Source organism: Stenotrophomonas sp. GD03930 (assembly GCF_029839665.1).
Lineage (GTDB): Bacteria > Pseudomonadota > Gammaproteobacteria > Xanthomonadales > Xanthomonadaceae > Stenotrophomonas > Stenotrophomonas forensis.
In genome coordinates this window covers 1-26,303 of the sequence record NZ_JAOCAV010000006.1, presented here as the reverse complement: position 1 = coordinate 26,303, position 26,303 = coordinate 1, and the positions used below count along the sequence as shown (strand labels likewise).

General features: G+C 66.7%; 21 protein-coding genes. 14 read left to right on the top strand and 7 right to left on the bottom strand.

All coding sequences use genetic code 11. The features are described from left to right. Nucleotide 1: 1 nt before the first annotated feature. Nucleotides 2-907 (bottom strand): ScpA family protein, encoded by a 906-nt coding sequence (locus N5C18_RS21285; protein WP_006456456.1) that lies wholly within the window; start codon nt 905-907, stop codon nt 2-4. 376 nt (nt 908-1,283) lie between these two features. On the opposite strand from N5C18_RS21285, the gene N5C18_RS21280 reads away from it, so the two are divergent. From N5C18_RS21280 to N5C18_RS21235, 10 genes are all read left to right on the top strand, one after another. Beyond that, a complete protein-coding gene (locus N5C18_RS21280; RefSeq protein WP_049456038.1) occupies nt 1,284-1,583 on the top strand; it encodes a YciI family protein in 300 nt (99 codons plus the stop codon). A 20-nt stretch (nt 1,584-1,603) separates the two neighbouring features. After that, nucleotides 1,604-1,855, top strand: a complete 252-nt coding sequence (locus tag N5C18_RS21275; protein ID WP_279945623.1) for a BolA family transcriptional regulator — start codon at nt 1,604-1,606, stop codon at nt 1,853-1,855. A gap of 149 nt (nt 1,856-2,004) precedes the next feature. Next, nucleotides 2,005-3,042 carry a LacI family DNA-binding transcriptional regulator gene (locus tag N5C18_RS21270; RefSeq protein ID WP_006456453.1) on the top strand — a complete coding sequence of 346 codons (1,038 nt, stop codon included), beginning with the start codon at nt 2,005-2,007 and terminating at the stop codon, nt 3,040-3,042. Between the two features lie 76 nt (nt 3,043-3,118). Next, nucleotides 3,119-6,175: a TonB-dependent receptor gene (locus N5C18_RS21265; RefSeq protein WP_053510485.1), complete on the top strand. Its 3,057-nt coding sequence runs from the start codon at nt 3,119-3,121 to the stop codon at nt 6,173-6,175. A 251-nt stretch (nt 6,176-6,426) separates the two neighbouring features. Next, a complete protein-coding gene (locus tag N5C18_RS21260; RefSeq protein ID WP_053450284.1) occupies nt 6,427-8,031 on the top strand; it encodes a glucoamylase family protein in 1,605 nt (534 codons plus the stop codon). Nucleotides 8,032-8,035: 4 nt separating this feature from the next. Then, nucleotides 8,036-9,376 (top strand): sugar ABC transporter substrate-binding protein, encoded by a 1,341-nt coding sequence (locus tag N5C18_RS21255; protein WP_053510487.1) that lies wholly within the window; start codon nt 8,036-8,038, stop codon nt 9,374-9,376. Beyond that, nucleotides 9,373-10,254 (top strand): sugar ABC transporter permease, encoded by an 882-nt coding sequence (locus N5C18_RS21250; protein WP_005410323.1) that lies wholly within the window; start codon nt 9,373-9,375, stop codon nt 10,252-10,254. Before N5C18_RS21255 ends, N5C18_RS21250 begins: the two co-directional genes overlap by 4 nt. Beyond that, complete coding sequence (locus tag N5C18_RS21245) at nt 10,251-11,087, top strand: carbohydrate ABC transporter permease (protein ID WP_006456347.1); 837 nt, start codon at nt 10,251-10,253, stop codon at nt 11,085-11,087. Before N5C18_RS21250 ends, N5C18_RS21245 begins: the two co-directional genes overlap by 4 nt. Beyond that, entirely contained in the window at nt 11,084-14,251 is a 3,168-nt protein-coding gene (locus tag N5C18_RS21240) for a discoidin domain-containing protein (RefSeq protein WP_053510489.1), read from the top strand. The genes N5C18_RS21245 and N5C18_RS21240 overlap by 4 nt, the downstream gene beginning before the upstream one ends. 2 nt (nt 14,252-14,253) lie before the next feature. After that, nucleotides 14,254-15,141 (top strand): endonuclease/exonuclease/phosphatase family protein, encoded by an 888-nt coding sequence (locus tag N5C18_RS21235; protein ID WP_053510491.1) that lies wholly within the window; start codon nt 14,254-14,256, stop codon nt 15,139-15,141. Between the two features lie 277 nt (nt 15,142-15,418). Here N5C18_RS21235 and N5C18_RS21230 read toward each other — a convergent pair whose 3' ends face one another. Then, complete coding sequence (locus N5C18_RS21230) at nt 15,419-18,709, bottom strand: Rne/Rng family ribonuclease (protein ID WP_279945550.1); 3,291 nt, start codon at nt 18,707-18,709, stop codon at nt 15,419-15,421. A gap of 408 nt (nt 18,710-19,117) precedes the next feature. Between N5C18_RS21230 and N5C18_RS21225 the strand changes: the two genes are divergently transcribed. Further along, nucleotides 19,118-20,092 (top strand): RluA family pseudouridine synthase, encoded by a 975-nt coding sequence (locus N5C18_RS21225; RefSeq protein WP_040007401.1) that lies wholly within the window; start codon nt 19,118-19,120, stop codon nt 20,090-20,092. A gap of 113 nt (nt 20,093-20,205) precedes the next feature. Here the strand turns inward: N5C18_RS21225 and zupT are convergent, their stop codons facing one another. The 3 genes from zupT to N5C18_RS21210 form a co-directional block, all read right to left on the bottom strand. Then, on the bottom strand, nt 20,206-21,015 hold the full coding sequence (zupT, locus tag N5C18_RS21220; protein ID WP_053512032.1) for a zinc transporter ZupT: 810 nt from the start codon (nt 21,013-21,015) through the stop codon (nt 20,206-20,208). A gap of 98 nt (nt 21,016-21,113) precedes the next feature. Next, nucleotides 21,114-21,530 carry an energy transducer TonB gene (locus N5C18_RS21215; RefSeq protein ID WP_053512033.1) on the bottom strand — a complete coding sequence of 139 codons (417 nt, stop codon included), beginning with the start codon at nt 21,528-21,530 and terminating at the stop codon, nt 21,114-21,116. Then, nucleotides 21,527-21,877: a 4a-hydroxytetrahydrobiopterin dehydratase gene (locus N5C18_RS21210; RefSeq protein WP_049466833.1), complete on the bottom strand. Its 351-nt coding sequence runs from the start codon at nt 21,875-21,877 to the stop codon at nt 21,527-21,529. The genes N5C18_RS21215 and N5C18_RS21210 overlap by 4 nt, the downstream gene beginning before the upstream one ends. 90 nt (nt 21,878-21,967) lie before the next feature. On the opposite strand from N5C18_RS21210, the gene N5C18_RS21205 reads away from it, so the two are divergent. Together N5C18_RS21205 and N5C18_RS21200 are read left to right on the top strand one after the other, a co-directional pair. Then, complete coding sequence (locus N5C18_RS21205; RefSeq protein WP_006456023.1) at nt 21,968-22,567, top strand: NfuA family Fe-S biogenesis protein; 600 nt, start codon at nt 21,968-21,970, stop codon at nt 22,565-22,567. Nucleotides 22,568-22,577: 10 nt separating this feature from the next. Then, nucleotides 22,578-24,338, top strand: coding sequence for a hypothetical protein (locus tag N5C18_RS21200; protein WP_279945549.1), 1,761 nt, complete (start codon nt 22,578-22,580; stop codon nt 24,336-24,338). 223 nt (nt 24,339-24,561) lie between these two features. Here the strand turns inward: N5C18_RS21200 and N5C18_RS21195 are convergent, their stop codons facing one another. Both N5C18_RS21195 and N5C18_RS21190 read right to left on the bottom strand, forming a co-directional pair. Continuing rightward, nucleotides 24,562-24,975, bottom strand: a complete 414-nt coding sequence (locus tag N5C18_RS21195) for a barstar family protein (RefSeq protein WP_053450276.1) — start codon at nt 24,973-24,975, stop codon at nt 24,562-24,564. Continuing rightward, nucleotides 24,975-25,427, bottom strand: a complete 453-nt coding sequence (locus N5C18_RS21190) for a ribonuclease domain-containing protein (RefSeq protein ID WP_164241217.1) — start codon at nt 25,425-25,427, stop codon at nt 24,975-24,977. Before N5C18_RS21190 ends, N5C18_RS21195 begins: the two co-directional genes overlap by 1 nt. Before the next feature lie 219 nt (nt 25,428-25,646). Between N5C18_RS21190 and N5C18_RS21185 the strand changes: the two genes are divergently transcribed. Further along, nucleotides 25,647-26,258: a superoxide dismutase gene (locus N5C18_RS21185; protein WP_005410310.1), complete on the top strand. Its 612-nt coding sequence runs from the start codon at nt 25,647-25,649 to the stop codon at nt 26,256-26,258. The last annotated feature ends 45 nt before the right edge of the window (nt 26,259-26,303 follow it).

Genomic DNA, 26,303 nt, shown 5'->3' with positions numbered 1-26,303 from the left:
CTCACTCGTCCGCATTGGCGGCGTCGTTGTCGTCGAACTCGCTGCTGAACTGCAGCGGGGCATTGGTGTTGCCGGCCGCCAGCGACTTCACGTAGATCGGCGCCAGCGGTTCTTCCTGGACGATGTCCAGCAGCTGTTCCTTGGCCAGTTCCAGCACCGCCAGGAACGTGACCAGCACGCCCAGCTTGCCTTCTTCAGCAGTGAACAGCCCTTCAAAACGATAGAACTTGCCATCTTCAAGCCGGCCGAGCACTTCGCCCATGCGTTGCCGCACGCTCAGTGCCTCGCGCTTGATGGCGTGGCCGCTGAACAGCTCGGCGCGCTTGAGCACGTCGTGCAGCGCCAGCAGCATTTCCTTCAGGTCCACCGGCGGCGGCAGCTTCACCGTAGCGCGTTCGGGCATGAAGGCGTGTGCCAGGCTGGTGTCGCGGTCCTGGCGGGGCAGGGCGTCGATGTCCTCGGCGGCCTGCTTGAAACGTTCGTACTCCTGCAGGCGGCGCACCAGTTCGGCGCGCGGGTCGGCTTCGTCGCCTTCCTCGCTTACCGGGCGCGGCAGCAGCATGCGCGACTTCACCTCGGCCAGGATCGCGGCCATCACAAGGTATTCGGCAGCAAGCTCGAAGCGCAGCTCGCGCATCACGGTGATGTATTCCACGTACTGCCGGGTGATCTCGGCCACGGGGATGTCCAGCACGTCCAGGTTCTGCCGGCGGATCAGGTACAGCAGCAGGTCCAGCGGGCCTTCGAAGGCATCCAGGATGACTTCCAGCGCGTCCGGCGGAATGTACAGGTCCTGCGGAATCTGCAGGACCGGTTGCCCATGCACCACAGCCAGCGGCATTTCCTGCTGCTGGGGGGCGGGCGGCCGGGTTGGCGGGTTCGCGTCGAGCGCGAGTTCGGAAGTCATCTAATGGACATCAGGATTGCAACGGACCAGTCGCGGCACCAGGATCGCCGGGCCATCGCCACGGAGCCCCAAGGCACCAGACACGCCGGGATCGGCGCGATTCCACACATATCAAACAGCAGGACGCGCCGCAGGGAACGGCAGCGACAGAACTACGGGGAGGTCGTCTACGTGGCCCGGCCAGGTGGTCCGGTTTTGAAGCAGCGGGACGGTCGTCGGGGGCTGCGTTGGCCGCAAAAACCGACGGGCTGCTGCATCCAGCCACGTGCAATGGAGTCTAGGGTAAGCCTTTGTCGCGCCAGTGTCCAGCCGGGCCGGGGCAGCGGGCGCATTGGCTAGAATCTGCGCACCCGACAACGCAAGCGAGGAAATGCCGGTGTGGTATGTGATCGAAGGGTATGACGGCCAGGACGTGCTGGCGCAACGGCTGCAGGCGCGGCCGGAACACCTGGCGCGGCTGCACGCGCTGCGTGACGAGGGGCGCCTGCTGCTGGCCGGGCCGTGCCCGGCGGTGGACAGCGAAGACCCCGGCCCGGCCGGTTTCAGTGGTTCGGTGGTGATCGCGCAGTTCGAATCGCTGGTACAGGCCCAGGCCTGGGCCGATGCCGATCCGTACGTGGCCGCAGGCGTCTACACCCGCGTGCAGGTGCGTCCGTTCCGCAAGGTACTGCCGTGAACGCGGAACGGATCGAACGGATGCGTGATGCGCTGCAACAGGCACTGGCGCCGAGCGTGCTCGAGATCGAGGACGACAGCCATCGCCATGCCGGGCATGCCGGCGCGCGCGACGGGCGCGGCCATTTCAACGTGCATGTGGTGAGTGAACGCTTCGCCGGACTGGGCCCGCTGGCCCGGCATCGCGCGGTCTACGCCGCGCTGGGGTCGATGATGGACGCCGATATCCACGCCTTGTCCATCCGCGCACAGACCCCGTCAGAACAGGGCTGAGCCCTTGTCCCGCACTGTCCTGGCCGGTCCCTGCGGGGCCCCGCCATGGACAGATTTCCATGTCCATTTCAGGACATTCGCCTAACGGACTGTTTACAAGCCCAGATGGAAACGCTTACATTCCGCGCCAATGCTGGTAGGTCCAAGCCGTGGAGGGCGGCTTCGTGAACAAGGCAGCTATCACAATCAAAGACGTCGCTCGCGAAGCCCGGGTCTCCGTGGCCACGGTTTCCCGCGCGCTCAACGGGCATGAAAATGTCGCCGAACCGGTCCGCCAGCTTGTGCTGGAGGTGGCCGCACGGCTGCGTTACACCCCGCACGCCGCCGCCCGCAGCCTGAGCAGCCGCCGCACCAATACGGTGGGCGTGGTGCTTCCGGACCTGTACGGCGAATTCTTCTCCGAGCTGATGCGCGGCATCGACAACGTTGCCCGCAACCGCCGCCAGCACCTGCTGGTGTCCAGCTACCACGGTGACCAGGAGCAGCAGGGCGCGGCCCTGCGTGCCATGCGCGGCCGCGTCGACGGCCTGCTGGTGCTGTCGCCCTATGCCGAGAGCCCGGGCTTCCTGACCGACAACCTGCCGCAGTCGCTGCCGACGGTGTTGATCAACACCTATCTGCCCGGGCAGGACCACCCGGTGCTGAGCATCGACGACCATGCCGGCGCGATGGCGATGACCCGCCACCTGCTGGATGCCGGCCACCGCCGCATTGCGTTCATTTCTGGCCCGGACCTCAACTTCGACGCGCGCGAGCGCCTGCGCGGCTTCCGTGACGCGCTGGCCGCATTCGGCAGTGGCGCCGAGGGCATCGAGCTGCCCGGTGATTTCGACGAAGCTTCCGGCCATCGCGCCGGTCAGGAGTTGCTGGCAGCCGGAGCGCTGCCCGATGCCGTGTTCGCCGCCAACGACATGATGGCCCTGGGTTGCCTGTATGCGTTCACCCAGGCAGGGGTCCATGTGCCGTCCGATGTCGCCCTGGCGGGTTTCGATGACATTCCACTGGCGCGTTTCGTCCACCCGTCGCTGACCACCATGCAGGTCAGCATCGCCGAGCTTGGCGATCGGGCCATGACGCGCCTGATGCAGTTGATGGACGGCACCTCCACGGACGGGACAGGGGACAAGCAGACCCTGGTTCCCCGCTTGATAGTTCGCGATTCCACCACTCCGCCATCCGGCCGTTGAAGCCAGAGGCGTTCCTTCTTTTTTGATTGATCGCAGGGACCGCGCAAGCGGTCACCGCCACCCGGAGATTGAGTTGATGATGCACACCACCTTCCGCACGCCGGCACGCCGGCTGCTGAGCACCGCACTGGTCAGCTGCCTGATGCTGGCCGCCGCTCCGAACGTCATGGCGCAGTCGGCCAATGCCAGCCTTCGTGGCCAGGTGGCCGGCGCCCAGGCAGGCACCGAAGTCACCGCCACCAACGTGGCCACCGGCATCGTCCGCCGCGGCACCATCCGTGCCGATGGCAGCTACTCGCTGATGGGCCTGGACCCGGGTACCTATGACGTGGTCGCCAATGGCCAGTCGCAGAAGGTCACCGTCACCGTGGCCTCGACCGCTACCCTGAACTTCGCCGGTGCGGCCAGCAGCACCCCGGGTTCGACCGCAGCGACCAACCTCGACACCGTCAATGTCGTCGCGCCGACCCTGCTGCAGGAAGTGCGCACCTCCGAAGTCGGCAAGACCGTCAGCCTGCAGCAGATCCAGACCACCCCGCAGGTCTCGCGCAACTTCCTGGAGTTCGCCGACGCGGTCCCGGGCATGATCTTCACCCGTGATGCCAAGGGCAACACCTCGCTGCGCGGCGGTGCCACCAATGCCGATGGCACCAATGTCTACATCGATGGCGTGGGCCAGAAGAGTTACGTGAAGGGCGGCGGCGTCGCCGGCCAGTCCGGCAGCGCGGGCAACCCGTTCCCGCAGCTGGCCATCGGCGAGTACAAGGTCATCACCGGCAACTACAAGGCCGAGTATGGCCAGGTCTCCAGTGCCGCCGTCACCGCGGCGACCAAGTCGGGCACCAACGAGTTCAAGGGTGAGGCGTTCTACCGCTACACCGATGAAGACATGCGTGCGATGACCCCGGCCGAGCGCCAGCCGAACAAGTCAAAGATGGTCTCGGCCGAGAAGGAATACGGCTTCGCCCTGGGCGGCCCGATCATCCAGGACAAGGCCCACTTCTTCGTCACCTATGAAGCCAAGCGCTTCGACCTGCCGGTGACCATCGCGCCGCACGGCGCGGTGACCAGCAAGGCCGACCGCGTGCCGGCCGACGCACAGGCGGGCCTGGGCCCGGCCAGCCAGCCGTTCCAGCAGGACCTGATCTTCGGCAAGATCGACTTCGAGCCGACCGACAACGACCGCCTGGAACTGACCTTCCAGGACCGTGACGAAACCCAGCAGCAGTTCTCGGACCAGACCGCGCCGATGCACGGCAAGGAAACCAAGAACACCGACCGTCGTTACGCGTTGCGCTGGAACCACAGCGGTGAGCGTTACTACAACGAGCTGATGGTCACCCACGAGGATTCGTTCAACAATCCCAAGCCGCTGAGCATGGGCAACGGCTTCAACTACACTGCTCCGGACGGCGCCAACGAAGAGCGCCCGATCGTCTCGATCGGCGGCTCGTCGGCGATGTCGTCGCAGGTGAAGGGCCAGAAGGGCTGGTCGATCGAAGACAACCTGACCCTGGATGGCATCCAGTGGGCCGGTGACCACACCATCAAGATGGGTGCCAAGTACAAGCAGATCGACCTGTACGCCTCTGATGCGGCGCAGATCAATCCGCAGTTCTACTACACCATCGACAACCCGACCTTCCCGGACAGCATTCCGTACAAGGCGCAGTTCGTGAAGCCGGTGACCGGCGTGTCCGGCGTGTCCGGCGAAGTGCGCTCGAAGGTCAAGCAGATCGGCCTGTTCATCCAGGACGACTGGCAGGTCAACGACCACCTGCAGCTGAACCTCGGCCTGCGCTGGGACTACGAGAAGAACCCGTCCTACCTGGACTTCGTGACCCCGCCGGAAGTGGTCAATGCGCTGTTCGCGCAGGACCCGCGTGCTGCGGCTGGCCAGAGCTACGCCGATACGCTGGCGCTGAGCGGCCTGAACATCAACGACTACATCAGCAACGGCCACAACCGCAAGGCGTTCAAGGATGCCTGGCAGCCGCGCCTGGGCTTCTCGTATGACATCAATGCCGACGAGCAGCACGTGATCCACGGTGGTGCGGGCCGTTCCTACGACCGCGACCTGTTCGACTACCTGCAGCTGGAAACCACCAAGCTGGCGCTGCCGCAGCCGACCATCTACTTCCGCAACCCGGCCACCGGCCAGTGCTTCCAGGGCAACGCCGCCTGCTATGACTGGAATCCGAACCTGCTCAACGGCATCGGCAACCTGCAGAGCCTGGTCGGTTCGACCAGCAATGCCGGCCTGGAAGTGGACCTGCTGAACAACAACCTGAAGGTGCCTTACGCCGACCAGTTCAGCCTGGGCATGAGCAACCAGATCGGCGAGTGGCTGACCGACGCCACCATCTCGCGCACGCTGACCTACGACGGCTTCGCCTTCACCCTGGGCAACCGCTATCCGACCGGCAACTTCTTCGATGACCCGCGCCTGTGCGGCGGTACCCAGGCGGGCCTGGGCCAGGCCTGGAGCTGCAACGTGCCGGGCTTCGGCAGCCTGATCATCGGCCAGCAGGGCATCAAGACCCGCGCCACCCAGATCCTGCTGTCGGCGCAGAAGCCGTTCACCCAGGAAAGCGGTTGGGGCACCTCGATCGCCTACACCTGGACCACCGCCCGCCACAACCGTGACATCAACGAGCACTACGCGTTCGACCGCGGCGTGATCGGTGACTACCCGACCATCCGCTCCAACGGCGCGCCGCGCCACCGCCTGGTGGTGACCGGATCGTACGCGGGCTTCTGGGGCATCACCTTCGGTGGCAAGCTGACCCTGGCCACCCCGACCGCGATCAACGACTGGTACGGCGTGCCGCAGGCCAACGGCTTCGACCTGCCGACCCCGATGGCGGCGGTTCCGGGTGGCAATGGCCGGTTCCTGCTGGGTGGCAAGATCTTCGGCTACCGCTCGGTCGACCTGCAGGCCACCAAGACGTTCAAGATGCCGGGCGATACCGAGCTGTATGCGCGTATCGACATCATCAACGTGTTCAACTTCGACAACTTCTCGAACTACAACTACTACAAGAACGGCAAGCTGACCGCGAGCTACAACGAGACCGGCGACATCGTCGGTACGCCGCGCCAGGTGAAGGCCGAAGTGGGCTTCCGCTTCTAAGCGGTCCAGCCTGCAGCAGTACTCCGATGCCGCCGGTCCGCCGGCGGCATCGGCAGGATGAACAACGGCAATGGCCGGCCCGGTGCCGGTCCATTGCCCACGCCGCTGCCGGCCAGGGGGCAGCGGCGTGGGCAATGATCGCGGTGTCAAACCACGTTTTTCGTGGTTTTTTCAGCCTGCACCTTGTAAACGATTTCAGATCATTGGACGTTATGCTTTCCCATCGATCAGACCACCGGAGGAACCGCGCCATGCAGGCACGCCATCTGTTGTCCGCCGCAGCGTTGAGCCTGGCCGTGGCCGCCTGCCAGCCGGCCCAGCAGGAGCCTGCCAAGCCGCGGCCGCCGGTGATCCTGATCGAGGCCGATGCACCGCCGCGGCCGATGAAGCCGGAGCTGCCGCCGCTGTTCGACGACATCGAGCGCCGCACCTTCCAGTTCTTCTGGGACACCACCAACGAGATCAACGGCCTGACCCCGGACCGCTATCCGTCGCGGCCGTTTGCCAGCATCGCCTCGGTCGGCTTCGCGCTGACCGCCTATCCGATCGGCATCGAGAACGGCTGGGTCAGCCGCAACCAGGCGATCGACCGCACCCTGACCACGCTGAAGTTCTTCCGCGACGTGCCGATGGGCCCGCAGCGCACCGGCAAGGCCGGCTACAAGGGCTTCTACTACCACTTCCTGGACATGCAGGAAGGCCGTCGCTACGACAGCTGGGTCGAGCTTTCGTCGGTGGATACCGCGTTGCTGATGATGGGCGTGCTGTTCGCGCAGTCGTACTACGATGGCGACGATCCGCGCGAGAAGGAAATCCGCCAGATCGCCGACACGCTGTACAGGAAGATCGACTGGCCGTGGCTGCAGCAGCGTGCACCGCTGATCTCGATGGGCTGGTTCCCCGAAAGCGGCTTCATCGACCATGACTGGATGGGCTACAACGAGGCGATGATGGTCTACATCCTTGCCCTGGGCTCGCCGACGCACCCGGTCAGCCCGGATGCCTGGACGGTATGGACGCGGACCTACGACAACGACTGGGGTGTCTACCAGGGCCAGGAATACCTGTCCTTCGGCCCGCTGTTCGGCCACCAGTACAGCCACGTCTGGATCGACTTCCGCGATATCCAGGACGCGTACATGCGCGAGCGCGGCAGCACCTATTTCCTCAACAGCCGTTCGGCCGCGCTGGCCCAGCGCGAGTACGCCATCGCCAACCCGATGCAGTGGAAGGACTATGGCGAGAACGTGTGGGGCCTGACCGCCAGCGACGGCCCGCAGAACACCACCCAGGAATACCGCGGCGAGCAGCGCCAGTTCCGCCATTACTCTTCGCGCGGCGCCGGCCTGCGCGAGAACTTCGATGACGGCACCATCGCCCCGACCGCCGCGATCGCGTCGGTGGTGTTCGCGCCCGAGCAGGTGATCCCGGCCACGCTGGAGATGCACAAGCGCTATGGCGACTACATCTATTCCAGCTACGGTTTCCTGGATTCGTTCAATCCCAGCTTCAACTACGACATTCCGATCAAGACCGGCCGCCTGGTGCCGGATCGTGGCTGGGTCGCCAGTGACTACATCGCCATCGACCAGGGCCCGATCCTGACCATGATCGCCAACTACCGGAATGATTTCGTGTGGGAAGTGATGAAGAAAAATCCGTACATCCGCAAGGGGCTGGAGCGGGCCGGGTTCAGTGGTGGCTGGCTGGCGCCGGAAGGCTCGTTCCAGCCGCTTGAACTGCAGAAGGACGAAAAGGCCGCGGCGGCACGCGCGGTGGGTATCGCCGAATCACGCGCGGCTGCCGCGCAGGAACAGAAGAACAATGCCAACCGCACCACAGGCCAGGGCAAGTAACCCGATGCCGAACTGGATCGACCGCCTGCGCCGCTGGGCGCTGCCTGCCCTGGCCGCACTGGCCATGGCCGGCTGCGCCCGTACCGAGCCGGGCACCACCACCGTGCGTTTCTGGGCGATGGGCCGTGAAGCCGAGGTGGTCAGCGAGCTGATCCATGAGTTCGAGGCCGAGAACCCCGGCATCAAGGTGGATGTGCAGAACATTCCCTGGACCGCCGCGCACGAGAAGCTGCTGACGGCGTTCGCCGCCGACGGGCTGCCCGACGTATGCCAGCTCGGCAACACCTGGGTGCCCGAGTTCGCCGAACTCGACGCGCTGACGCCGCTGCAGCCGTTCGTGCAGCGTTCGTCCGTGGTGGACCCGAAGGACTACTTCCAGGGCATCTGGGATACCAACGTGATCCATGGCGAGCTGGTCGGCGTGCCGTGGTATGTCGATACCCGCCTGATCTACTACCGCAAGGACCTGCTGGCCAAGGCCGGCTACGACCATCCGCCGCGCACCTGGCAGGAGTGGGACGAGCAGATGGCCGCGATCAAGAAGATGCAGGGGCCGAACCGCTACGCGGTGCTGATGCCGATCAACGAGTTCGAGCAGCAGCTGTCGCTGGCGCTGCAGCAGCCCGATCCGCTGCTGCGCGACGATGACACCCGCGGCAATTTCGCCAGCCCGGGGTTCCGCCGCACGCTGGCCTTCTACGCCAACATGTTCGAGCAGGGCTGGGCGCCGAAGATGTCCGAGACGCAGATTTCCAACGTCTGGGACGAGTTCTTCCGGGGCTTCAACGTGTTCTACATCTCCGGCCCCTGGAACATCCGCGAGTTCAAGAAGCTGCAGCCGAAGGAGCTGGAAGGGCAGTGGGGCACCGCCGCATTGCCGGGCCCGGACGGCCCCGGGGCCGGCATCGCCGGTGGCACCAGCCTGGTGATCTTCCGCAAGTCGCAGCAGAAGGAAGCCTCGTGGAAGCTGATCGAGTTCCTGTCGCGGCCGGAAATCCAGGCGCGCTTCCACTCGATCATCGGTGACCTGCCGCCGCGCCGCAGTACCTGGAATGCGCCGTCGCTGGCCAACGATCCGCTGGCGGTTGCGTTCCGTGACCAGCTGGAGCGGGTCAAGCCGACGCCGAAGGTGCTCGAGTGGGAGCGCATCGTGCAGGAAATGCGCATCGTCACCGAGAAGGTGGTGCGTGGTGGCCTGCCGCAGGACAAGGCGGTGGAAGAGCTGGACCAGCGCGTGGACAAGGTGCTGGCCAAGCGCCGCTGGATGCATGAACAACAACGCCTGCAGCAGCGTGCGCCGTCGCCGCAATCAAGCAGTGCCGTGGCCGCCGGGAGCGCGCAATGAAACGTACTTCACTTGCCGGCTGGATCTTCGCCGGCCCTTCGCTGATCGTGCTGGGGGTGTTCTTCGGCCTGCCGGTGGCCTCGGCGCTGGCGCTGAGCGTGACCGACTTCGACCTCTACGCGCTGGCTGACAGCAGCAACCTGCGCTTCGTCGGCCTGGGCAACTACATCGATCTGCTGCAGACACCGATGTTCTGGAAGTCGTTGTGGAACACCACCTACTTCGTGCTGATCGGCGTGCCGTTGTCGATCGGCGTGTCGCTGGGCGCGGCGATGCTGCTCAATGCACCGGCAGCGCGCTTCAAGGCGCTGTTCCGCACCGCGCTGTTCGCCCCGGTGGTGACCACCCTGGTGGCGGTGGCAGTGATCTGGCGCTACCTGTTCCATACCAGCTACGGGCTGGTGAACTACGGACTGGGCCATCTGGGCATCAGCCCGATCGACTGGCTGGGCGATCCCAACTGGGCGATGCCGACCATCATGCTGTTCGCGGTGTGGAAGAACTTCGGCTACAACATGGTGATCTTCCTGGCCGGCCTGCAGGCGATCCCGCATGACCTTTACGAGGCCGCGCGCATCGACGGCGCCTCGCGCTGGAAGCAGTTCCTGCACATCACCCTGCCGATGCTCGGCCCGGTGCTGCTGGTGGTCGGGGTCATTACCGTGTCCGGCTACTTCCAGCTGTTCGCAGAGCCTTACGTGATGACCCGTGGCGACCCGCTGCAGAGCACCGTCAGCGTGCTGTATTTCATGTTCGAGGAAGGCTTCAAGTGGTGGAACCTGGGACGCGCCTCCGCGGTGGCGTTCCTGCTGTTCCTGATCATCCTGGCGGTGACCACCGTGATGCTGCGTTTCGGCCGCAAGAGGCAGTTGGTATGAGTCGTGAAATCGGCCAGTCGCGCTGGTACCCGTGGATGATCAATGGTGCGTTGCTGGTGCTGGCCCTGGTCAGCCTGGCGCCGCTGCTGTGGATGGTGTCGGTCTCGTTCATGCCGCAGGGCGAGGCCAGCCATTTTCCGCCGCCGCTGCTGCCTTCGAGCATCACCACGCACAACTACCATGAGCTGTTCGCGCGCACCGGCATGGGCGGCAACTTCGCCAACAGCCTGCTGGTGTCGCTGGGCATCACCATCGGTTCGCTGCTGCTCAACACCATGGCCGGCTATGCCTTCGCCAAGCTGAACTTCGTCGGCCGCGAGCGTCTGTTCCAGGTGCTGATGGCCGCGCTGGTTATCCCGGCGCAGGTGGCGATGCTGCCGCTGTTCCTGCTGATGAAGCAGCTGGGCCTGGTCAACAGTTTCGGCGGCGTGATCGTGCCGGCGCTGGCCAGCGTGTTCGGTATCTTCCTGGTCCGCCAGTACGCGCGTTCGATCCCGGACGAGCTGCTGGAAGCGGCGCGCATCGACGGGGCAGGGGAGCTGCGCATCTTCTTCCAGATCGTTCTGCCGATGCTCAAGCCGGTGCTGGTGACCTTGGCGATCTTCACTTTCATGGGCGCGTGGAACGATTTCATGTGGCCGTTGATCGTGTTGACCGACCAGGAGCACTACACTTTGCCGGTGGCACTGGCCACCCTCTCGCGCGAACACATCATGGACGTGGAAATGATGATGGCCGGCGCGGTGGTCACCGTGGTCCCGGTGCTGGCGCTGTTCCTGGTGCTGCAGCGGTATTACATACAAGGTCTGTTGCTGGGGAGCGTCAAAGGATGAAGCGAGCGATCGCCGTTGGACTGGGCCTGTTGTGGACCTCCCTGGCGATCGCCGCGCCGCCGGCGCTGCCGGCACCGAAAGTGCTGGACGATTTCGACGATATCGGCGCCTGGAAACTGGTGCTGTCCGACCAGGTCAGTGGTTCGTTGCGCCCGGTCAGTGGTGCCGGTGGTGGCCGCGCGCTGTGCCTGGACTACGATTTCCACAAGGTTTCCGGCTACGTCGGCATCCGTCGCGCGCTCAACATCGAGTACCCGGTCAACTATCGCTTCGGCTTCCAGCTGCGCGGTGATTCGCCGGGCAATGACCTGCAGTTCAAGCTGATCGACGCCAGCGGCGACAACGTGTGGTGGGTCAACCGTCCCGGCTACAGCTTCCCCAAGGCGTGGACGCCGGTCGAATACCGCCGCCGGCAGATCGACAAGGCATGGGGGCCGTCGCCCGAGAAGGAGATGGCGCGCAGTGCCGCCGTCGAGTTCACGATCTACAGCAAGGTCGGCGGCCGGGGCACGGTGTGCTTCGACAGGCTGACCCTGCAGGGCCTGCCGCCGCAGGATGATTCAGCGCTGGTGCCATCGGTGATCGCCGATACCGCCACCGCGCTGCAGGACCGCATGATCGACGGCAAGAGCGATACGTTCTGGATCAGCGGGGGCGTCAAGCAGCAGACCATCAGCCTGGACCTGCACAAGAGCCGCGAAATCGGCGGTGCGGTGGTCGACTGGCTGCCGGATCTGGAAGCGCGCCGCTATACCGTGCGTACCTCGGAGGATGGCCGCGACTGGCGCACCGTACGCGAAGTGACCAGCGGTGCCGGTGGCCGCGACTGGCTGGCGCTGCCGGATACCGACGCACGCTACGTGCGCTTCGACCTGCAGGATGGCCCGAACTGGCGCTATGGCATCCGTGACATCGCGCTCAAGCCGCTGGCCTTCGCTGCCACTCCGAATGCGTTCCTGTCGTCGGTGGCCGCCGACCTGCCGCGTGGTGCACTGCCGCGCGCCTATGTCGGTGAACAGCCGTACTGGACCCTGCTGGGCCTCGATGGCGGCCAGGAGCAGGCGCTGATCAGTGAGGACGGCGCACTGGAGCCGGCCAAGGGCAGCTTCAGCATCGAACCGTTCATCCGGCTCGATGGCAAGCTGCTGGACTGGTCGAAAGTGGCCATCACCCAGTCGCTGCAGGACCACTATCTGCCGATCGCCAACGTCGACTGGGTACACGAGAAGGTCGGCCTGGCCGTGACCAGCTTCGTGCAGGGCACGCCGGAGCGCGCGCAGCTGATCGGCCGCTACCGGCTGAGCAATCCGGACAAGGTCGCGCACGAGTACACCCTGGCACTGGCGATCCGCCCGTGGCAGGTCAACCCGCCGACCCAGTTCCTCAACACCGTCGGCGGCTTCAGCCGCATCGATGCGCTGGATGTCGGCGAACAGCTGGTGCGGATCAATGGTGAGCCGCGCATCTACCCGCTGCAGGTGCCGGACGCGCGCTTCGCCAGCACGTTCGACGGCAAGCTCGATGCGATGCATCTGGCCAGCGGCAAGTACCCGGCCACCACGGCGGTGAAGGACAGCACCGGCATGGCGTCGGGCGCGCTGATGTATACGATCAAGCTGGAGCCCGGCCAGAGCCGCGAAGTGGCGGTGGTATTGCCGCAGACCGGTGGCTGGGCGCCCAAGGCGCTGGATGTGGCCAAGGCCCAGGCACAGGTGGCCGAGCAGTGGCGACAGAAGCTGGGCGTGGTCTCGCTGCAGGTACCGGCGGCCGGCCAGGCCCTGGTCGACACCCTGCGTACCGCGGTGGCGCACATGCTGATCTCGCGCGTTGGGCCGCGCCTGCAGCCGGGTACGCGTTCCTACGCGCGCAGCTGGATCCGCGATGGCGCGATGATTTCCGAAGGCCTGCTGCGCATGGGCCGTAGCGACGCCGTGCGTGACTACATCAACTGGTATGCGCCGTACCAGTTCGAGAACGGCAAGGTGCCGTGCTGCGTCGATGCGCGCGGCAGCGACCCGGTGCCGGAGAACGACAGCCACGGCGAGCTGATCTACAGCATTGCCGAGTATGGGCGCTACACCGGCGACAGCACCTTCGTCGAACTGATGTGGCCGCACGTGCAGGGCGCCTACACCTACATGGAGCAACTGCGCGCCAGCGAGCGCACCGAGGAAAACCGGGCGCGCAACCCGGCCTTCTACGGCATGATGCCGGCCTCGATCAGCCACGAAGGCTATTCGGCCAAGCCGATGCATTCGTACTGGGACAACTTCTGGGCACTGCGCGGTTACAAGGACGCCGCGCTGCTGGCGACCCAGCTGGGCAAGGTCGAGGCGATGCAGATCGCCGAATCGCGCGACCAGTTCCGCGATGACCTGCAGGCGTCGTTGCTGTCTGCGATGCAGCAGCACAACATCGATTACCTGCCGGGTTCGGCCGAGCTGGGCGATTTCGATGCGACCTCGACCACCATCGCGCTGGCCCCTGGCGGTGAGCAGGGCCGCCTGCCGCAGCAGGCACTGGAAGCAACCTTCGAGCGCTACTGGAAGGAATTCGTGGCCCGCCGCGATGGCAAGCGGGAGTGGAAGGACTACACCCCGTACGAGTGGCGCAACGTGGCCGCGTTCGTGCGCCTGGGCTGGCGCGACCGTGCCTGGCAGGCCACCGGGTTCTTCTTCAAGGACCGTGCGCCGCAGGCCTGGAACCAGTGGGCCGAAGTGGTGTCACGCACGCCGCGCAAGCCGTTCTTCGTGGGTGACCTGCCGCATGCCTGGGTTGCCTCGGACTTCGTGCGCTCGGCGCTGGACATGTTCGCCTACCACCGCGACATGGATGACGCCCTGGTGCTGGCCGCGGGCGTTCCGGCCGCGTGGCTGCAGGGCGAAGGCATCGCCGTGCAGGGCCTGCGAACGCCGCAGGGCCAGCTGAACTACCGCCTGCAGCGCAGTGACAAGCAGCTGGTGCTGGAGCTGCAGCCGGGCCTGGTACCGCCGGTGGGCGGCGTGGTGCTGCCGTGGCCGTATGCCGGTGATCCGGGCGATGCCACCGTCAACGGTGAGGCGGTCGAGTGGATCAACAAGGAACTGCACGTGCACCAGCTGCCGGCGCGGGTCGAGATCGACGTGCCGAGCGCGGTGCGCCGCGCCGAACGCAAGGGACAGTAACGATGAAGCTGCAGCGGGCGAGGGTGCGCACGTCGGTGCGTGCCCTGGGGTTGGCGATTGCAATGGCACTGCCGGGCGTGGTGATGGCGGTCGAGCCCGCGGCCACCGCCGCGTCGGCTGAGGTGAGCAATGCGCCTGGCATGAGCATGGTCACCTTCAACCTGCATCACGACCGCGAAGACTGGCCGAGTCGGCGCCGCACCATCCTGGCCGAGCTCAAGCGTCTGCAGCCGGATGCGGTTGCCCTGCAGGAGGTGATCCAGCGGCGCAATGTCCGCAACCAGGCCCAGTGGCTGGCCAGCCAGCTCGGCTACCGGTATGTGTTCGTGTCCACCGATCCGGTCGGGGCCCCCAAGCGCTACGGCAACGCGTTGCTGACCCGGCGTCCGATCCTGGCTCGCGGCGATCACCTGCTGCAGCCGCTGGACGATTACCGTACCGTCGCCCATCTGCGCATCGACGTCGATGGAACGCCAGTGAATGTCTACGCCACGCATCTCAACGAGCGCAACGACGAGCGTGGCCAGGGCATCCGTCGCAGCCAGGTGGAGGACCTGCTGCGCTACATCACCACGACGTCGGCCGGTGCGCCCGTGGTGATCGCGGGCGATTTCAATGCACTGGTGGATGCCGGCGACCTGAGTGCGCTGCGCAGCCGTTACGGTGACAGCTATGGCAGCGTGCACGTCAATACGGACCTGGCCGGGGTCAGCACCTTGAACCGGCACTATTACCAGGCGCCCTCGCGGATCGACCACATCTTCTTCCAGCAGGACGAGATGGTCGCGCGCGAGGCAAAGCTGCTGTTCGACCAGCCCGACGACAGCGGTCGCTGGGCCTCGGACCACTACGGCGTGTGGACCCGGTTGCAGTTCGCTCCGGCGCGCTGATGTCCCGGTAGGTGCCAACCTTGGTTGGCACGGGCGTGTCCGCGTGCATTCAATCAACGGCGCCAACCCAGGTTGGCCTCTACCAGGGCAGTGACCGTGCGCAGGTGGTGCCCTGGTGGGTGCCAACGTTGGTTGGCACCGGCGTGTCCGCGTACATTCAATCAACGGCGCCAACCAAGGTTGGCCTCTACCAGGGCGAAGCCAGCGCCAATCACACAAACAAAAACGGCGGGGATCATCGATCCCCGCCGTTTCGATTCACACGATCAGGACGCGATCAGTGCGCCGGCGGCGTGCGCTTGGCGGCTTCTTCGTCTTCTTCGTGGGCCTTGGCTTCGGCGGCTTGGGCCGCAGCGTCGGTGTGACCATCGGCAACCGGGTCAATCGACGGTGCCACCACGGCCTCGGCGACCGGGGCAGCGGCTTCCACCGCAGCGGCCTCGACCGCCACCGGGGCGACCGGCTGTTGGGCGACCGACGCGGTCTCGACGACCGGCGTGGCTTCAATCGCCACAGCGGCGTCCACCGCCGGAGCGGTCTCCACCACCGGAGCAGCCTCAACGGCCACCGGCTGGGCTTCCGCCACGGGGGTAGCGTCAACAGCCACCGGCTTCGATTCCACCACCGGCGCAGCCTCGACCATGGTCGGCTTCGCCTCAACCACCGGAGCGGCTTCGACGGCCGGAGCAGCCTCGACCACCGCCGGCGACGTTTCCGTCACCGGAGCCGTAACGGCCACCGGCTGCACCGGGGTCGCAGCGTCGATGGCATCGAGCATGCTGGTCTGCACCGGCGAAGGTGCCGGTTCGGCCTTGGTGGCGGCTTCAATCGGAGCCTGCACCTCGGCCACGACCGGGGCGGCGGCTTCGACCACGGCGCTGCTCACCACGGCAACCGGTGCGGCGGCAACGGCGGCGGCAGCGCGAACCGGCTTTGCGGCGTCGGCAGCGGCGGGCTCGACTTCATCATCGAAATCGAATTCCGGCTGCGAACGGACCGGCTGCGCAGTGGCGGCCGGCGCAATGCCGGCAGCGCTGTCGACGTTCGGCTCGGCGCCATCAGCATCATCACCGTCGTCACCGTCGTCCTGGTCATCGCCCAGGACGTCGCTGCCGGCAGCGTTCTCGGCACCACCGCGACGGCGGCGGCGGCCACCACGACGGCCACGACGACGGCGGGTCGCGCCTTCGCCCGCCTGCTCGCCATTGGCGTCGGCTGCAGCCTCTTCAGCAGCGACCGCAACCAATTCGGCCTCGCTGGCCGCATTGGCAGCGGTCTCGACCGGTGCTGCGGCGTCCACCGGAGCGGCGGACACCGGGACCACCGGCGCCACCGGTGCAGTCGCTTCCTGCGCAGTCACCACGTTGGCGGCGACCGCCGTGGCGGCCACGGCTGCAGCCGCAGTCACGGTTTCGGCCGGGACCTCGGCGGCGTTGCGCTGCGGCTTCTCGGCCGGCTTGTCGCCATCCTGCTGCGGGCGCGGCTGCTTCGGCTGCTTCAGCTTCGGCTGCTGCGGGTTCTGGCCCTGCTGCTCGTTGCGCGGCTTGTTCTGCTGCTGCGGCTGCTGGCCATCCTTCTGCTGTGGCTCCTTCTGCTTGCCCTGCTGCGGCTGCTGCTGGGCATTGCCGTTGTTACCGTTGCGGCCGTCCTTGCGCTGCTCACCGCGGTCCTTGCGGTTACCGCCGTCCTTCTGCTGCTGCGCGTTGCCGTTGCCGCCATTGCCACGGTTGTCGTCGCGGCGGTCCTTGCGGTCCTTGTTGCGATCCTTGTTGCGGTCCTTGCGGCCGCCGTCCTGCTGCTGGCGTGCCGCCGGCGCCGCCGGTGCCGGTGCGGGGGCGGGGGCCGGTTCGCCACCGAACACGCGCTTGAGCCAACCGATCACGCCACCGCTCGGAGCCTGCGCCACCGGCGCGGCCACGACCGGGGCCGGAGCAACTGCCGCCGGTTCCACTTCCTCGCGCACCGGGGCCGGAGAGGTGTGCTTGACCTGGGTCACCGCCGGCGGCGGGATGTTCAGCTGGCCCTTGGTCAGGGCGTGCACCGGCAGCTTGCGCGGGGTGCCGCGCTGGTAGCTGGGCTTGTTGCTCTCTTCACCCAGCTCGTTCTCGCGCAGGCGGGTGACGGTGTAGTGCGGGGTGTGCAGCTGCTCGTCGGCGACGATCACGATCGGCGCTTCGTGGCGCTGCTCGATCTCGCGCAGGGCGCTGCGCTTTTCGTTCAGCAGGTAATTGGCGATCTCCACCGGGGCCTGGACCAGCACCTGCCCGGTGTTCTCCTTCATCGCATGCTCTTCGGCGACGCGGATGATCGACAGCGACAGCGACTCGACGCTGCGCATGCGGCCGTGGCCGTCGCAACGCGGGCAGACGATCTGGCTGGACTCGCCCAGGCTCGGACGCAGGCGCTGGCGGCTCATTTCCAGCAGGCCGAAGCGCGAGATGCGGCCGACCTGCACGCGGGCGCGGTCGTACTTCAGCGCGTTGGCCAGGCGGTTCTCGACCTCGCGCTGGTGCTTGTTGGAGGCCATGTCGATGAAATCGATCACCACCAGGCCGCCGAGGTCGCGCAGGCGCAGCTGGCGGGCCACTTCCTCGGCCGCTTCCAGGTTGGTCTGGAACGCGGTGTCCTCGATGTCGCTGCCCTTGGTGGCGCGAGAGGAGTTGACGTCGACCGCGGTCAGCGCTTCGGTCTGGTCGACCACGATCGAGCCACCCGACGGCAGGCGCACGTTGCGCTCGTAGGCGCCTTCGATCTGCGACTCGATCTGGAAGCGGTTGAACAGCGGGATGTCGTCCTTGTAGTGCTTGAGCTTGCGCAGGGTCTGCGGCATCACCTGCTGCATGAACTCGCGGGCGTGCTCGTACATCTCCTCGGTGTCGACCAGGATCTCGCCGATGTCGGCGCGCAGGTAGTCACGCAGGGCGCGTACGATCAGGCGCGATTCCTGGTAGATCAGGAACGGGGCCGGCTTGCTCAGCGCGGCCTCGGCGATGGCACGCCAGACGTTGAGCAGGTAGTCCAGGTCCCACTGCAGCTCTTCGGCATCGCGGCCGACGCCGGCGGTGCGGATGATCACGCCCATGTCGTCGGGGATGTTCAGCTTGTCCAGGGCGTCCTTCAGTGCGGCCCGGTCTTCGCCTTCGATGCGACGGGAGACACCGCCCGCGCTCGGCGAGTTCGGCATCAGCACCATGTAGCGGCCGGCCAGCGAGATGAACGTGGTCAGGGCGGCGCCCTTGTTGCCGCGCTCTTCCTTGTCCACCTGGACGACGATTTCCTGGCCTTCCCGCAGCAGCTCGCGGATGCCGGCCTTGTTGTGGTCGACACCGGCCTGGAAGTAGTCGCGGGAGATTTCCTTCAGCGGCAGGAAGCCATGGCGGCCACCACCGTATTCGACGAAGGCCGCTTCCAGCGAGGGCTCGATGCGGAAGATCCGGCCCTTGTAGATGTTGGACTTCTTCTGTTCCTTCGACGGCTGTTCGATGTCGATGTCATACAACGACTGGCCATCCACGATGGCAACACGCAGCTCTTCAGCCTGCGTGGCGTTGATCAGCATTCGCTTCATTGTTGCGTTCCTCGCAAGCGGCTACCGCGCGGAACGCCATGGGGTTTCGCCTCTGGACACGGCTCGCCGCCCATTCGCGCAAGCGCGGGGAGGGCGGCTTGGGTTTCCAGCGCTACGACACCACGGCAGGCCGCGGGAGCGCTTCACTCTTATGGGTTTTTGGGTGTTGCAGGGCCGCAGGCAGCTGTCAGCCAGGCTGGAGCGCCACGCGGGACATGTTCAGCACGGTTGCGTGTCAGGCATCCGGCGATGGCCGGGAAGGCCGGTGAGCCGCTAACATGGCCGCCCCGCGGGCGGTGGTCGCGCACTGTGCCGGATTCGTCGGAAGCTGGGCTTCTGGCCCTGAGTAACTTCCAACGAAATCAATCCCTTATCTCGCCCCCCGAGTGTAACAGAATAAACAGCCTGATGACCGCCCAAGACCCCACCAAGCCCGCTGGCGACAAGCCTTCCGTGCGCATGATCACCGTTCCCGCCGACCGCGCCGGCCAGCGCCTGGACAACTTCCTGCTTGGCCAGCTGAAAGGCGCCCCGCGCAGCCTGGTCTACAAGCTGGTGCGCAGCGGACAGGTGCGGGTGAACGGCGGCCGGGCCAAGGCCGAACGCAAGCTGGAGGCCGGAGACGAGGTGCGTGTGCCGCCGGTTCGTCTCACCGAAGAGGGAGACAAGGCAGGTCCGCCGGAGGCGTTCATGCGCCGGCTGGAGCAGGCCATCGTCTTCGAGGACGCCCGCCTGCTGGCCCTGAACAAGCCCACCGGCGTGGCCAGCCACGGTGGCAGCGGCATCAGTTTCGGCGCCATCGAGACCCTGCGTGCGCTGCGCCCGGGGCAGACCCTGGAGCTGGTCCACCGGTTGGATCGCGACACATCGGGCCTGCTGATCGTGGCCAAGAAGCGCTCGGCGCTGAGCGAGCTGCAGGCGCTGCTGCGTGAAGACCACGGCGCCGGCATCCGCAAGCGCTACCTGACCCTGCTGACCGGGCGCATGCCCGACGGCGTGATGACGGTCGATGCGCCGCTGCACGTGGGCCTGCGCCAGGGCGGCGAGCGCCATGTGCAGGTCAACGCGATCGGCAAGGAATCGATCAGCCACTTCCGCGTGCTGGAGCGTCGCGGAGGGCATTCGTACTGCGAGGTCCGCATCGAGACCGGCCGCACCCACCAGATCCGCGTGCATGCCCAGCACCTGGGGCATCCGGTGGCCGGTGACGACAAGTACGGCGATCCGGTCGTCAATAAGCGGCTTCGTGAGCAGATCGGGCTGAAGCGCCTGTTCCTGCACGCAGCCTCGCTGGAGTTCGCGCTGGACGACGGCAAGAGCCCGTACGTGCTGAACGCGCCGCTGGCCGATGAGCTGGTCGAGGCGCTGGATCGGCTGAAGTAGGCAGGACAGGCAGCGCGCCGTATCCCCTTGTAGAGTCGAGCTTGCTCGACTGCTGTTCGGTCGAGGAATGTCAGTCGAGCAAGCTCGACTCTACGGGGCGGGCCTGGAATTGCTCACCACTTGAACAGCACCAGGCTGATTGCCAGCGTGCCCATGCCCGCAACCAACCCGTACACGGTTTCGTGGCCCTTGGCATAGCGCTTGGCCGCCGGCAGCAGCTCGTCCAGTGCCAGGAACACCATCACGCCGGCAATCAGCCCGAACACCCAGCCGAAGGTGGCGTGCGACAGCGATCCGGACAGCAGCCAGTAGCCCAGCGCCGCGCCCACCGGCTCGGCGAGGCCCGACAGCAGGCTGGCGCTGAACGCATAGAGCTTGTTCTGGGTGGCGAAGTACACCGGCACCGCGATCGCGATGCCCTCGGGGATGTTGTGGATGGCGATGGCGAAGGCCAGCGGCATGCCCACCGACGGGCTCTCCAGGGTCGCGAAGAACGTTGCCAGCCCTTCCGGGAAGTTGTGCGCAGTGATGGCGATCGAGGTCAGCAGCGCGACCCGCTTCAGGTACTCGCGGCTGTTCTCGCGGAACGCAGGGTCCTGCTTGTCCAGGCTGTCATGCGGGTTGGGGATGAAGTGGTCGATCAGCACGATCACGATCACGCCCAGCAGGAACGCCAGGGTGCCGTAGGTGAAGCCGGTGCGCTCGCCATAGGCCAGCGCGAAGGATGTAATGGACTTGTTGAGGATCTCCGACAGCGACACATACACCATCGCGCCGCCGGCGAAGGCCAGGCCGAAGGCCAGCAGGCGCGGATTGGGCCGGCGCGAGAACAGCACCAGCAGGCTGCCGATGGCGGTGGCCAGACCGGCCGCGAGGGTGACCGCGAGCGCGATCCAGACGTTTTCCGGGGGAATCTGCAGCATGTACCGACGCGATCCTGGTCAACAGACAACCGCCCTGGGCAAGGCCGGGGCGGCGAGGGCGAGGCGGGCGTCGGCTTGCCTCGTCGGGGCGCGCGCGATCAACCGCCGCGGCGCAAGCGTTCTTCGATGGCGAAGCACTGGTCCGGCTTCGGCTGCGGTGGGTTGAAGCTGACCGGCACCTGGATGGTGGCCGGCACCGGCTGGCCGTTGCGGGTGGCGGCGTTGAACTGCCAGCCCTGCACGGCGGCCTTGGCCAGCTCGTCCAGCTGCGGGTTGCCGGCGCCGGTCAGAAGGGCGACCTCGCTCGGCTTGCCGTCGGTACCGATGGTGACCTTGAAGGTGCTGGTGCCGCCCACGCCCATGCAGGCCAGTTCCAGCGGGTACTGCGGCGGCGGCGTCTTCACCGCGGCCACTTCGGTCGGCGGCGGCGGTGGCGGTGCCGGCGGTTCGGATGCGCCGCAGCCGGCCAGGCCGGTCGCAGCGAACAGGGACAGGCTCAGCAGGCGTACGTTCATGGCAGTTGCTCCGTCAGGGCCGAAGTCTTTGCCGCGCAGATGAAGTCGTTCTCGCTCAGGCCGCCCACGTCGTGGGTGGAGAAGCGCACGACCGCGCGGTCGTAGTGCACGCCCAGGTCCGGATGGTGGTCCTCGCGGTGGGCGATCCAGGCCAGCGCGTTCACGAAGGCCATGGTGGCGTAGTAATCCTTGAAGCGGAAGGTGCGCGACAGGGCCTGGCCACCCTCGCTCAGCTCCCAGCCGGGAACCTGCGGCAGCAGTTCGGCCAGGCGGGCTTCGCCAAGCTTATGGTCGCTGCCTTTGCGCGGCACGCAACGGGCCTGGGCCAGTGGAATCAGGTCGGCCATGGGAATCTCCACCTCGTGTTGACTGAACAATGCGCCGGACGGTGTATAAACCGAATGAGCGGCTGACGCTTACTTGGCTAGAATAGCCTGATGATCCAGATCTCCGACACTGCCCAGACCCATTTCCGCAAGTTGATCGAACGCGAGGGCGTGCCCGGCATGGGCGTGCGTCTCAGCGCGGTCGATCCCGGTACCCCGCGCGCCGATGCCCGGCTGGAATTCGCCGAACCGACCGATCTGCTCGGCGACGAGTGGGCGGTGGACTGCGATGGTTTCACCCTCTATGTCGATGCCAGCAGCGTCGGCTGGCTCGATGGCGCCGAGATCGACATCGTCGCCGGCACCGCCGGTGCCCAGCAGCTGACCATCAAGGCGCCGCGCATCAAGGGCGAAGCGCCCGGCGATGCCGCCTCGCTGGTCGAGCGCGTGCATTGGGTGGTCGAGAACGAAATCAATCCGCAGCTGGCCTCGCATGGCGGCAAGGTGGCCGTGCAGGAAGTCTCGGCCGACGGCGTGGTGCTGCTGCGCTTCGGTGGTGGCTGCCAGGGCTGCGGCATGGCCGACGTGACCCTCAAGCAGGGCATCGAGAAGACCCTGATGGGCCGCGTGCCGGGCGTGACCGCTGTACGTGATGCGACCGACCACGACAGTGGCCACGCGCCGTACATCCCTCGCGGCAACGCCGCCTGATCGCTGACGCGTGCCACTGACCCGGGCCGAGCAGCTCATCGACCTGCTGCTGGCGCGCCAGCAGCCCGGGGCCGTCCTCGAGAAAACCACGCGCCTGCCGTATGGCTGGGCGCTGTGGCTGCGCTCGCTCGGTCCATTGCCGCGGCCGCTGCATGCGCGGGACGTCATCGACGTGCTGCTGCCGCGTCCGTTGCCCGGGCCGCCCGGGCAATCGCCGCGTTTGTCCCCGTGGCAGGCGCTGCGCCGGCTGTTCTGGCAGGACTGGGATGCCGCACCGCGTGATCAGCGCTGGATGCGCTGGACCTCGGCTCTGGCCAGTGCGCTGTTGCATCTGCTGTTCTTCGTGCTGCTGCTGTGGGTGGCGGTGATCCGCACCACGGCGCCGGAGGAAGAGGGCGCTGAAGGCGAGCGCGTGCAGGTGGAATTCGTCGGCCGCGCTACCCAGGAAGGCGGTGGCGACCAGCCGGGCGCCGAAGCCGCTGCCGCCGCGCCGGCAGGGCAGGTGGCGGCCGGCCGCGAGGCGGGAGCCGCCACCGCACCGCAACCGCGTCCCGCCGCAGCGCCGGCGCCGATGCCGGCACCTGCAGCGACCGCCAGCGCGCCAGCACCGCCGGCTGAAGCCGAACCCGCACCGGTCGCGGCGCCGCCGCCGTCGCCGGTGCAGGCCACCGACGTGGCCCAGGCCAGCACCGACTTCGTGGTGCCTCCGGTCAGCGTGCCACGTACCGAGGTCAGCATAGTGCCGCGCGACACCACGCCCACCGTGCGCGAGCGCAGCGTGCAGCCGTTGCAGGCGCCCCCTGTGCCGACGCCGCTGCATGCACCGGCCGTCGCGGTGCGCACGCCGCAGTTGCGTGACATCCAGGTACAGGAGCGCGAAGTCAGTACGGTCGACGCCCCGGTGGCGCCGCAGCCGCTGCGCACCGCGGATGTGCAGGTACGCCTTCCGCAACAGGAACTGCAGGTGCGCGAACGCGAGGTGCAGGCAGTGGTCGATCCGCAGGTGCGGATGGCGACCGTGGCCGGCCGTGAGCCGACTGTACATGCGCCGGCGGGTCGTGATGTGCAGGTGCGCGAACGCGAAGTCGCCTCGGCACCAGCGGCGGCGCCATCACCTTCCAGTGGCAGTGCCCCCGCGGCAACTGCTGCGCCTGCGGCCAGCAGCAGCGCGGCGCAGGCCAGCAGCACGACAGCGCGCACGTCGGCATCCAGTACCGCACCGGCCCAGGCCGGCGCGCGCCCAGCACCCGACCCGGGCAATTGGGCCACGCCTGCCAAGAGCGATGACTGGGGTGCCTCCAGCCGCAACCGCGACGGTGCGAGCAGTGGCGCACACCAGGCCAGTACTTCCGGCAAGGGCAGCGGTCTGTTCAATGCCGATGGCAGCGTGCGGGTGCCGGGGCAGGAGGGCGACGGGCACGCCGAACGGGGCGCACCGGGCGGTGCCAACGATGGCTGGACCAAGGAGCGTATCGCCCAGTCCGGCACCTGGTTGAAGCGGCCGCCGTACGACTACACGCCTACCTCGTTCGACAAGTACTGGGTGCCGCAGGAATCGCTGCTCGCCGAGTGGGTGCGCAAGGGCATCAAGTCGATGGAGATTCCGTTGCCGGGCACCGGCACGAAGATCTCCTGCGTGATCTCGATCCTGCAGGCCGGTGGTGGCTGTGGCCTGACCAACCCGAACATGCAGGACCAGCCCGCGGTGGCGCGTCCGCCGCCGGACATCCCGTTCAAGAAAGAGCTGCAGGAAGACAATGGGAGCCGCTAGCGGCTCCCATTGTCCACGCATGTTTCCTTATCCCCGCGCCGTTGGCGCGCCCCCTTGAACAACAAGGGGGCTCCTCGCCGGAACCATCACGGGATGTGACGGTCGTGCTGACGCGCTTTGGTAGGTGCCAACCTTGGTTGGCACGGAAGCGCCGACCAAGGTCGGCCTCCACCAGGGCATCAGCGCATGCCGACCAAGGTCGGCATCCACCAGGGCAGTGACCTCACGCGCTCTGCGACAGGAACACCCAGAACGGCACGTCACGGCCAACCCAGTCGCGGCTGGTTTCGTCCATCACCTCCAGCAGGGTGTCGAAGTCCTTCTGCGTGGCGGCACGCAGTGCATCGACGTCGGCCAGGAACAGTGCATAGCCGTTGGCCGGCAGCCATTGCAGGTCGCGCAGGTTGTCCGACAGAGCATCCCAGTTGCCGCCGAAGCCTGCCGGGAAATCCAGCTGCGCGGCCAGTCGTGCCAGCAGGGTGCGCTTGTCGGCCACGCCTTCCAGATCGATGCGGATCACCTTCAGGCCGGCATCGCGCATCGCCGCCGCCAGCGCGTCGATGTCGTCGCTGTCGATGGCGTAGACGCCGGCATTGTTGATGTCATGCAGGCCGAGGCCGAAATCATCGTGGCTCATCACTGCGCTCCCTGGGCCGGTACGGTGAAGCTGCGGAACGATTCATAGTGGTCGTCGGTGTAGTACCACGCCTCTGGCGGATCGCCACCGGTGACGATGCGGCGCGTGCCACGGGTGCGTGCGCCAGGCGTGTCGACGGTGTACTCGCGGTAGTAGCCGCGCGCGCGCTGCGGCAGCTGCTGCTCGCGGTTGCCGAAGGTGCTGCCGTCCTGGCGGTGCGGGAACGGACCACCGCGCTGTATCAGCGCGATGGTCTGGCGCGCCTCGGCGGGCAGGAACGCGGGCAACCCGCCATCGGTGCGGGCTGCCGGCGTGGCCGGGGCCTTCGCGGCAGGCGCGCCCTGCAGTTCGGGCGCGAACTGCGGCGCTGGCGCACGCTGCATGAAGTGGTTGGCGACCAGGCCGAGCAGCAGCAGGGCGATGGCGGTGATCAGCAGCCGGGGGTTGCGCATGGGCACGGGCAGGCGAGGGCAAGGCACGCACTGTAACGCCTGCGCGCTGCATGGGGCATGAGGAACGCGCAGCGTCACCGCTGCGTAACAATTGCCGGCATGCTCACCGGCAGGACGCAATTTCCTTTACATCCCCCTTGGTAATCTTGCGGTCTGTCCCCATCATTCACCGCGCACTGCCCGACACCGTCGGGTGCCCTCGCAATCAGGAGATGCATCATGGCCTACACCCTGCCCAAGCTGTCCTACGCCTACGACGCGCTGGAACCGCATATCGATGCGGCGACGATGGAAATCCATCACACCAAGCATCACCAGACCTACATCAACAACGTCAACGCGGCGCTGGAAGGCACCGAGTACGCTGACCTGCCGGTCGAAGAGCTGGTGAAGAAGCTCAAGTCGCTGCCGGAGAACCTGCAGGGCCCGGTGCGCAACAACGGGGGTGGCCATGCCAACCACTCGCTGTTCTGGACTGTGATGGCGCCGAACGCGGGTGGCAACCCGGTGGGCGACGTGGCCAAGGCGATCGACAAGGACCTGGGTGGCTTCGACAAGTTCAAGGATGCCTTCACCAAGGCTGCGCTGACCCGTTTCGGCAGCGGCTGGGCATGGCTGAGCGTCACCCCGGACAAGAAGGTCGTGGTCGAGAGCACCGGCAACCAGGACAGCCCGCTGATGGAAGGCAACACCCCCATCCTCGGCCTGGATGTGTGGGAACACGCGTACTACCTGAAGTACCAGAACCGCCGTCCGGAATACATCGGCGCGTTCTTCAACGTGATCGACTGGAACGAAGTCGAGCGCCGTTACCAGGAAGCGATCGCCTGATCGGCGTCGCGGGTTGAAATGAAAAGGCCGGGGGAAACCCCGGCC

What these genes read in the sequence shown, in the direction of transcription:
- N5C18_RS21285 (WP_006456456.1), bottom strand. Translation starts at nt 907, where the DNA reads ATGACTTCCGAACTCGCGCTCGACGCGAACCCGCCAACCCGGCCGCCC.
- N5C18_RS21275 (WP_279945623.1), top strand. Translation starts at nt 1,604, where the DNA reads ATGCGTGATGCGCTGCAACAGGCACTGGCGCCGAGCGTGCTCGAGATC.
- N5C18_RS21265 (WP_053510485.1), top strand. Translation starts at nt 3,119, where the DNA reads ATGATGCACACCACCTTCCGCACGCCGGCACGCCGGCTGCTGAGCACC.
- N5C18_RS21260 (WP_053450284.1), top strand. Translation starts at nt 6,427, where the DNA reads ATGCAGGCACGCCATCTGTTGTCCGCCGCAGCGTTGAGCCTGGCCGTG.
- N5C18_RS21255 (WP_053510487.1), top strand. Translation starts at nt 8,036, where the DNA reads ATGCCGAACTGGATCGACCGCCTGCGCCGCTGGGCGCTGCCTGCCCTG.
- N5C18_RS21250 (WP_005410323.1), top strand. Translation starts at nt 9,373, where the DNA reads ATGAAACGTACTTCACTTGCCGGCTGGATCTTCGCCGGCCCTTCGCTG.
- N5C18_RS21245 (WP_006456347.1), top strand. Translation starts at nt 10,251, where the DNA reads ATGAGTCGTGAAATCGGCCAGTCGCGCTGGTACCCGTGGATGATCAAT.
- N5C18_RS21240 (WP_053510489.1), top strand. Translation starts at nt 11,084, where the DNA reads ATGAAGCGAGCGATCGCCGTTGGACTGGGCCTGTTGTGGACCTCCCTG.
- N5C18_RS21235 (WP_053510491.1), top strand. Translation starts at nt 14,254, where the DNA reads ATGAAGCTGCAGCGGGCGAGGGTGCGCACGTCGGTGCGTGCCCTGGGG.
- N5C18_RS21230 (WP_279945550.1), bottom strand. Translation starts at nt 18,709, where the DNA reads ATGAAGCGAATGCTGATCAACGCCACGCAGGCTGAAGAGCTGCGTGTT.
- N5C18_RS21225 (WP_040007401.1), top strand. Translation starts at nt 19,118, where the DNA reads ATGACCGCCCAAGACCCCACCAAGCCCGCTGGCGACAAGCCTTCCGTG.
- zupT (WP_053512032.1), bottom strand. Translation starts at nt 21,015, where the DNA reads ATGCTGCAGATTCCCCCGGAAAACGTCTGGATCGCGCTCGCGGTCACC.
- N5C18_RS21215 (WP_053512033.1), bottom strand. Translation starts at nt 21,530, where the DNA reads ATGAACGTACGCCTGCTGAGCCTGTCCCTGTTCGCTGCGACCGGCCTG.
- N5C18_RS21210 (WP_049466833.1), bottom strand. Translation starts at nt 21,877, where the DNA reads ATGGCCGACCTGATTCCACTGGCCCAGGCCCGTTGCGTGCCGCGCAAA.
- N5C18_RS21205 (WP_006456023.1), top strand. Translation starts at nt 21,968, where the DNA reads ATGATCCAGATCTCCGACACTGCCCAGACCCATTTCCGCAAGTTGATC.
- N5C18_RS21195 (WP_053450276.1), bottom strand. Translation starts at nt 24,975, where the DNA reads ATGAGCCACGATGATTTCGGCCTCGGCCTGCATGACATCAACAATGCC.
- N5C18_RS21190 (WP_164241217.1), bottom strand. Translation starts at nt 25,427, where the DNA reads ATGCGCAACCCCCGGCTGCTGATCACCGCCATCGCCCTGCTGCTGCTC.
- N5C18_RS21185 (WP_005410310.1), top strand. Translation starts at nt 25,647, where the DNA reads ATGGCCTACACCCTGCCCAAGCTGTCCTACGCCTACGACGCGCTGGAA.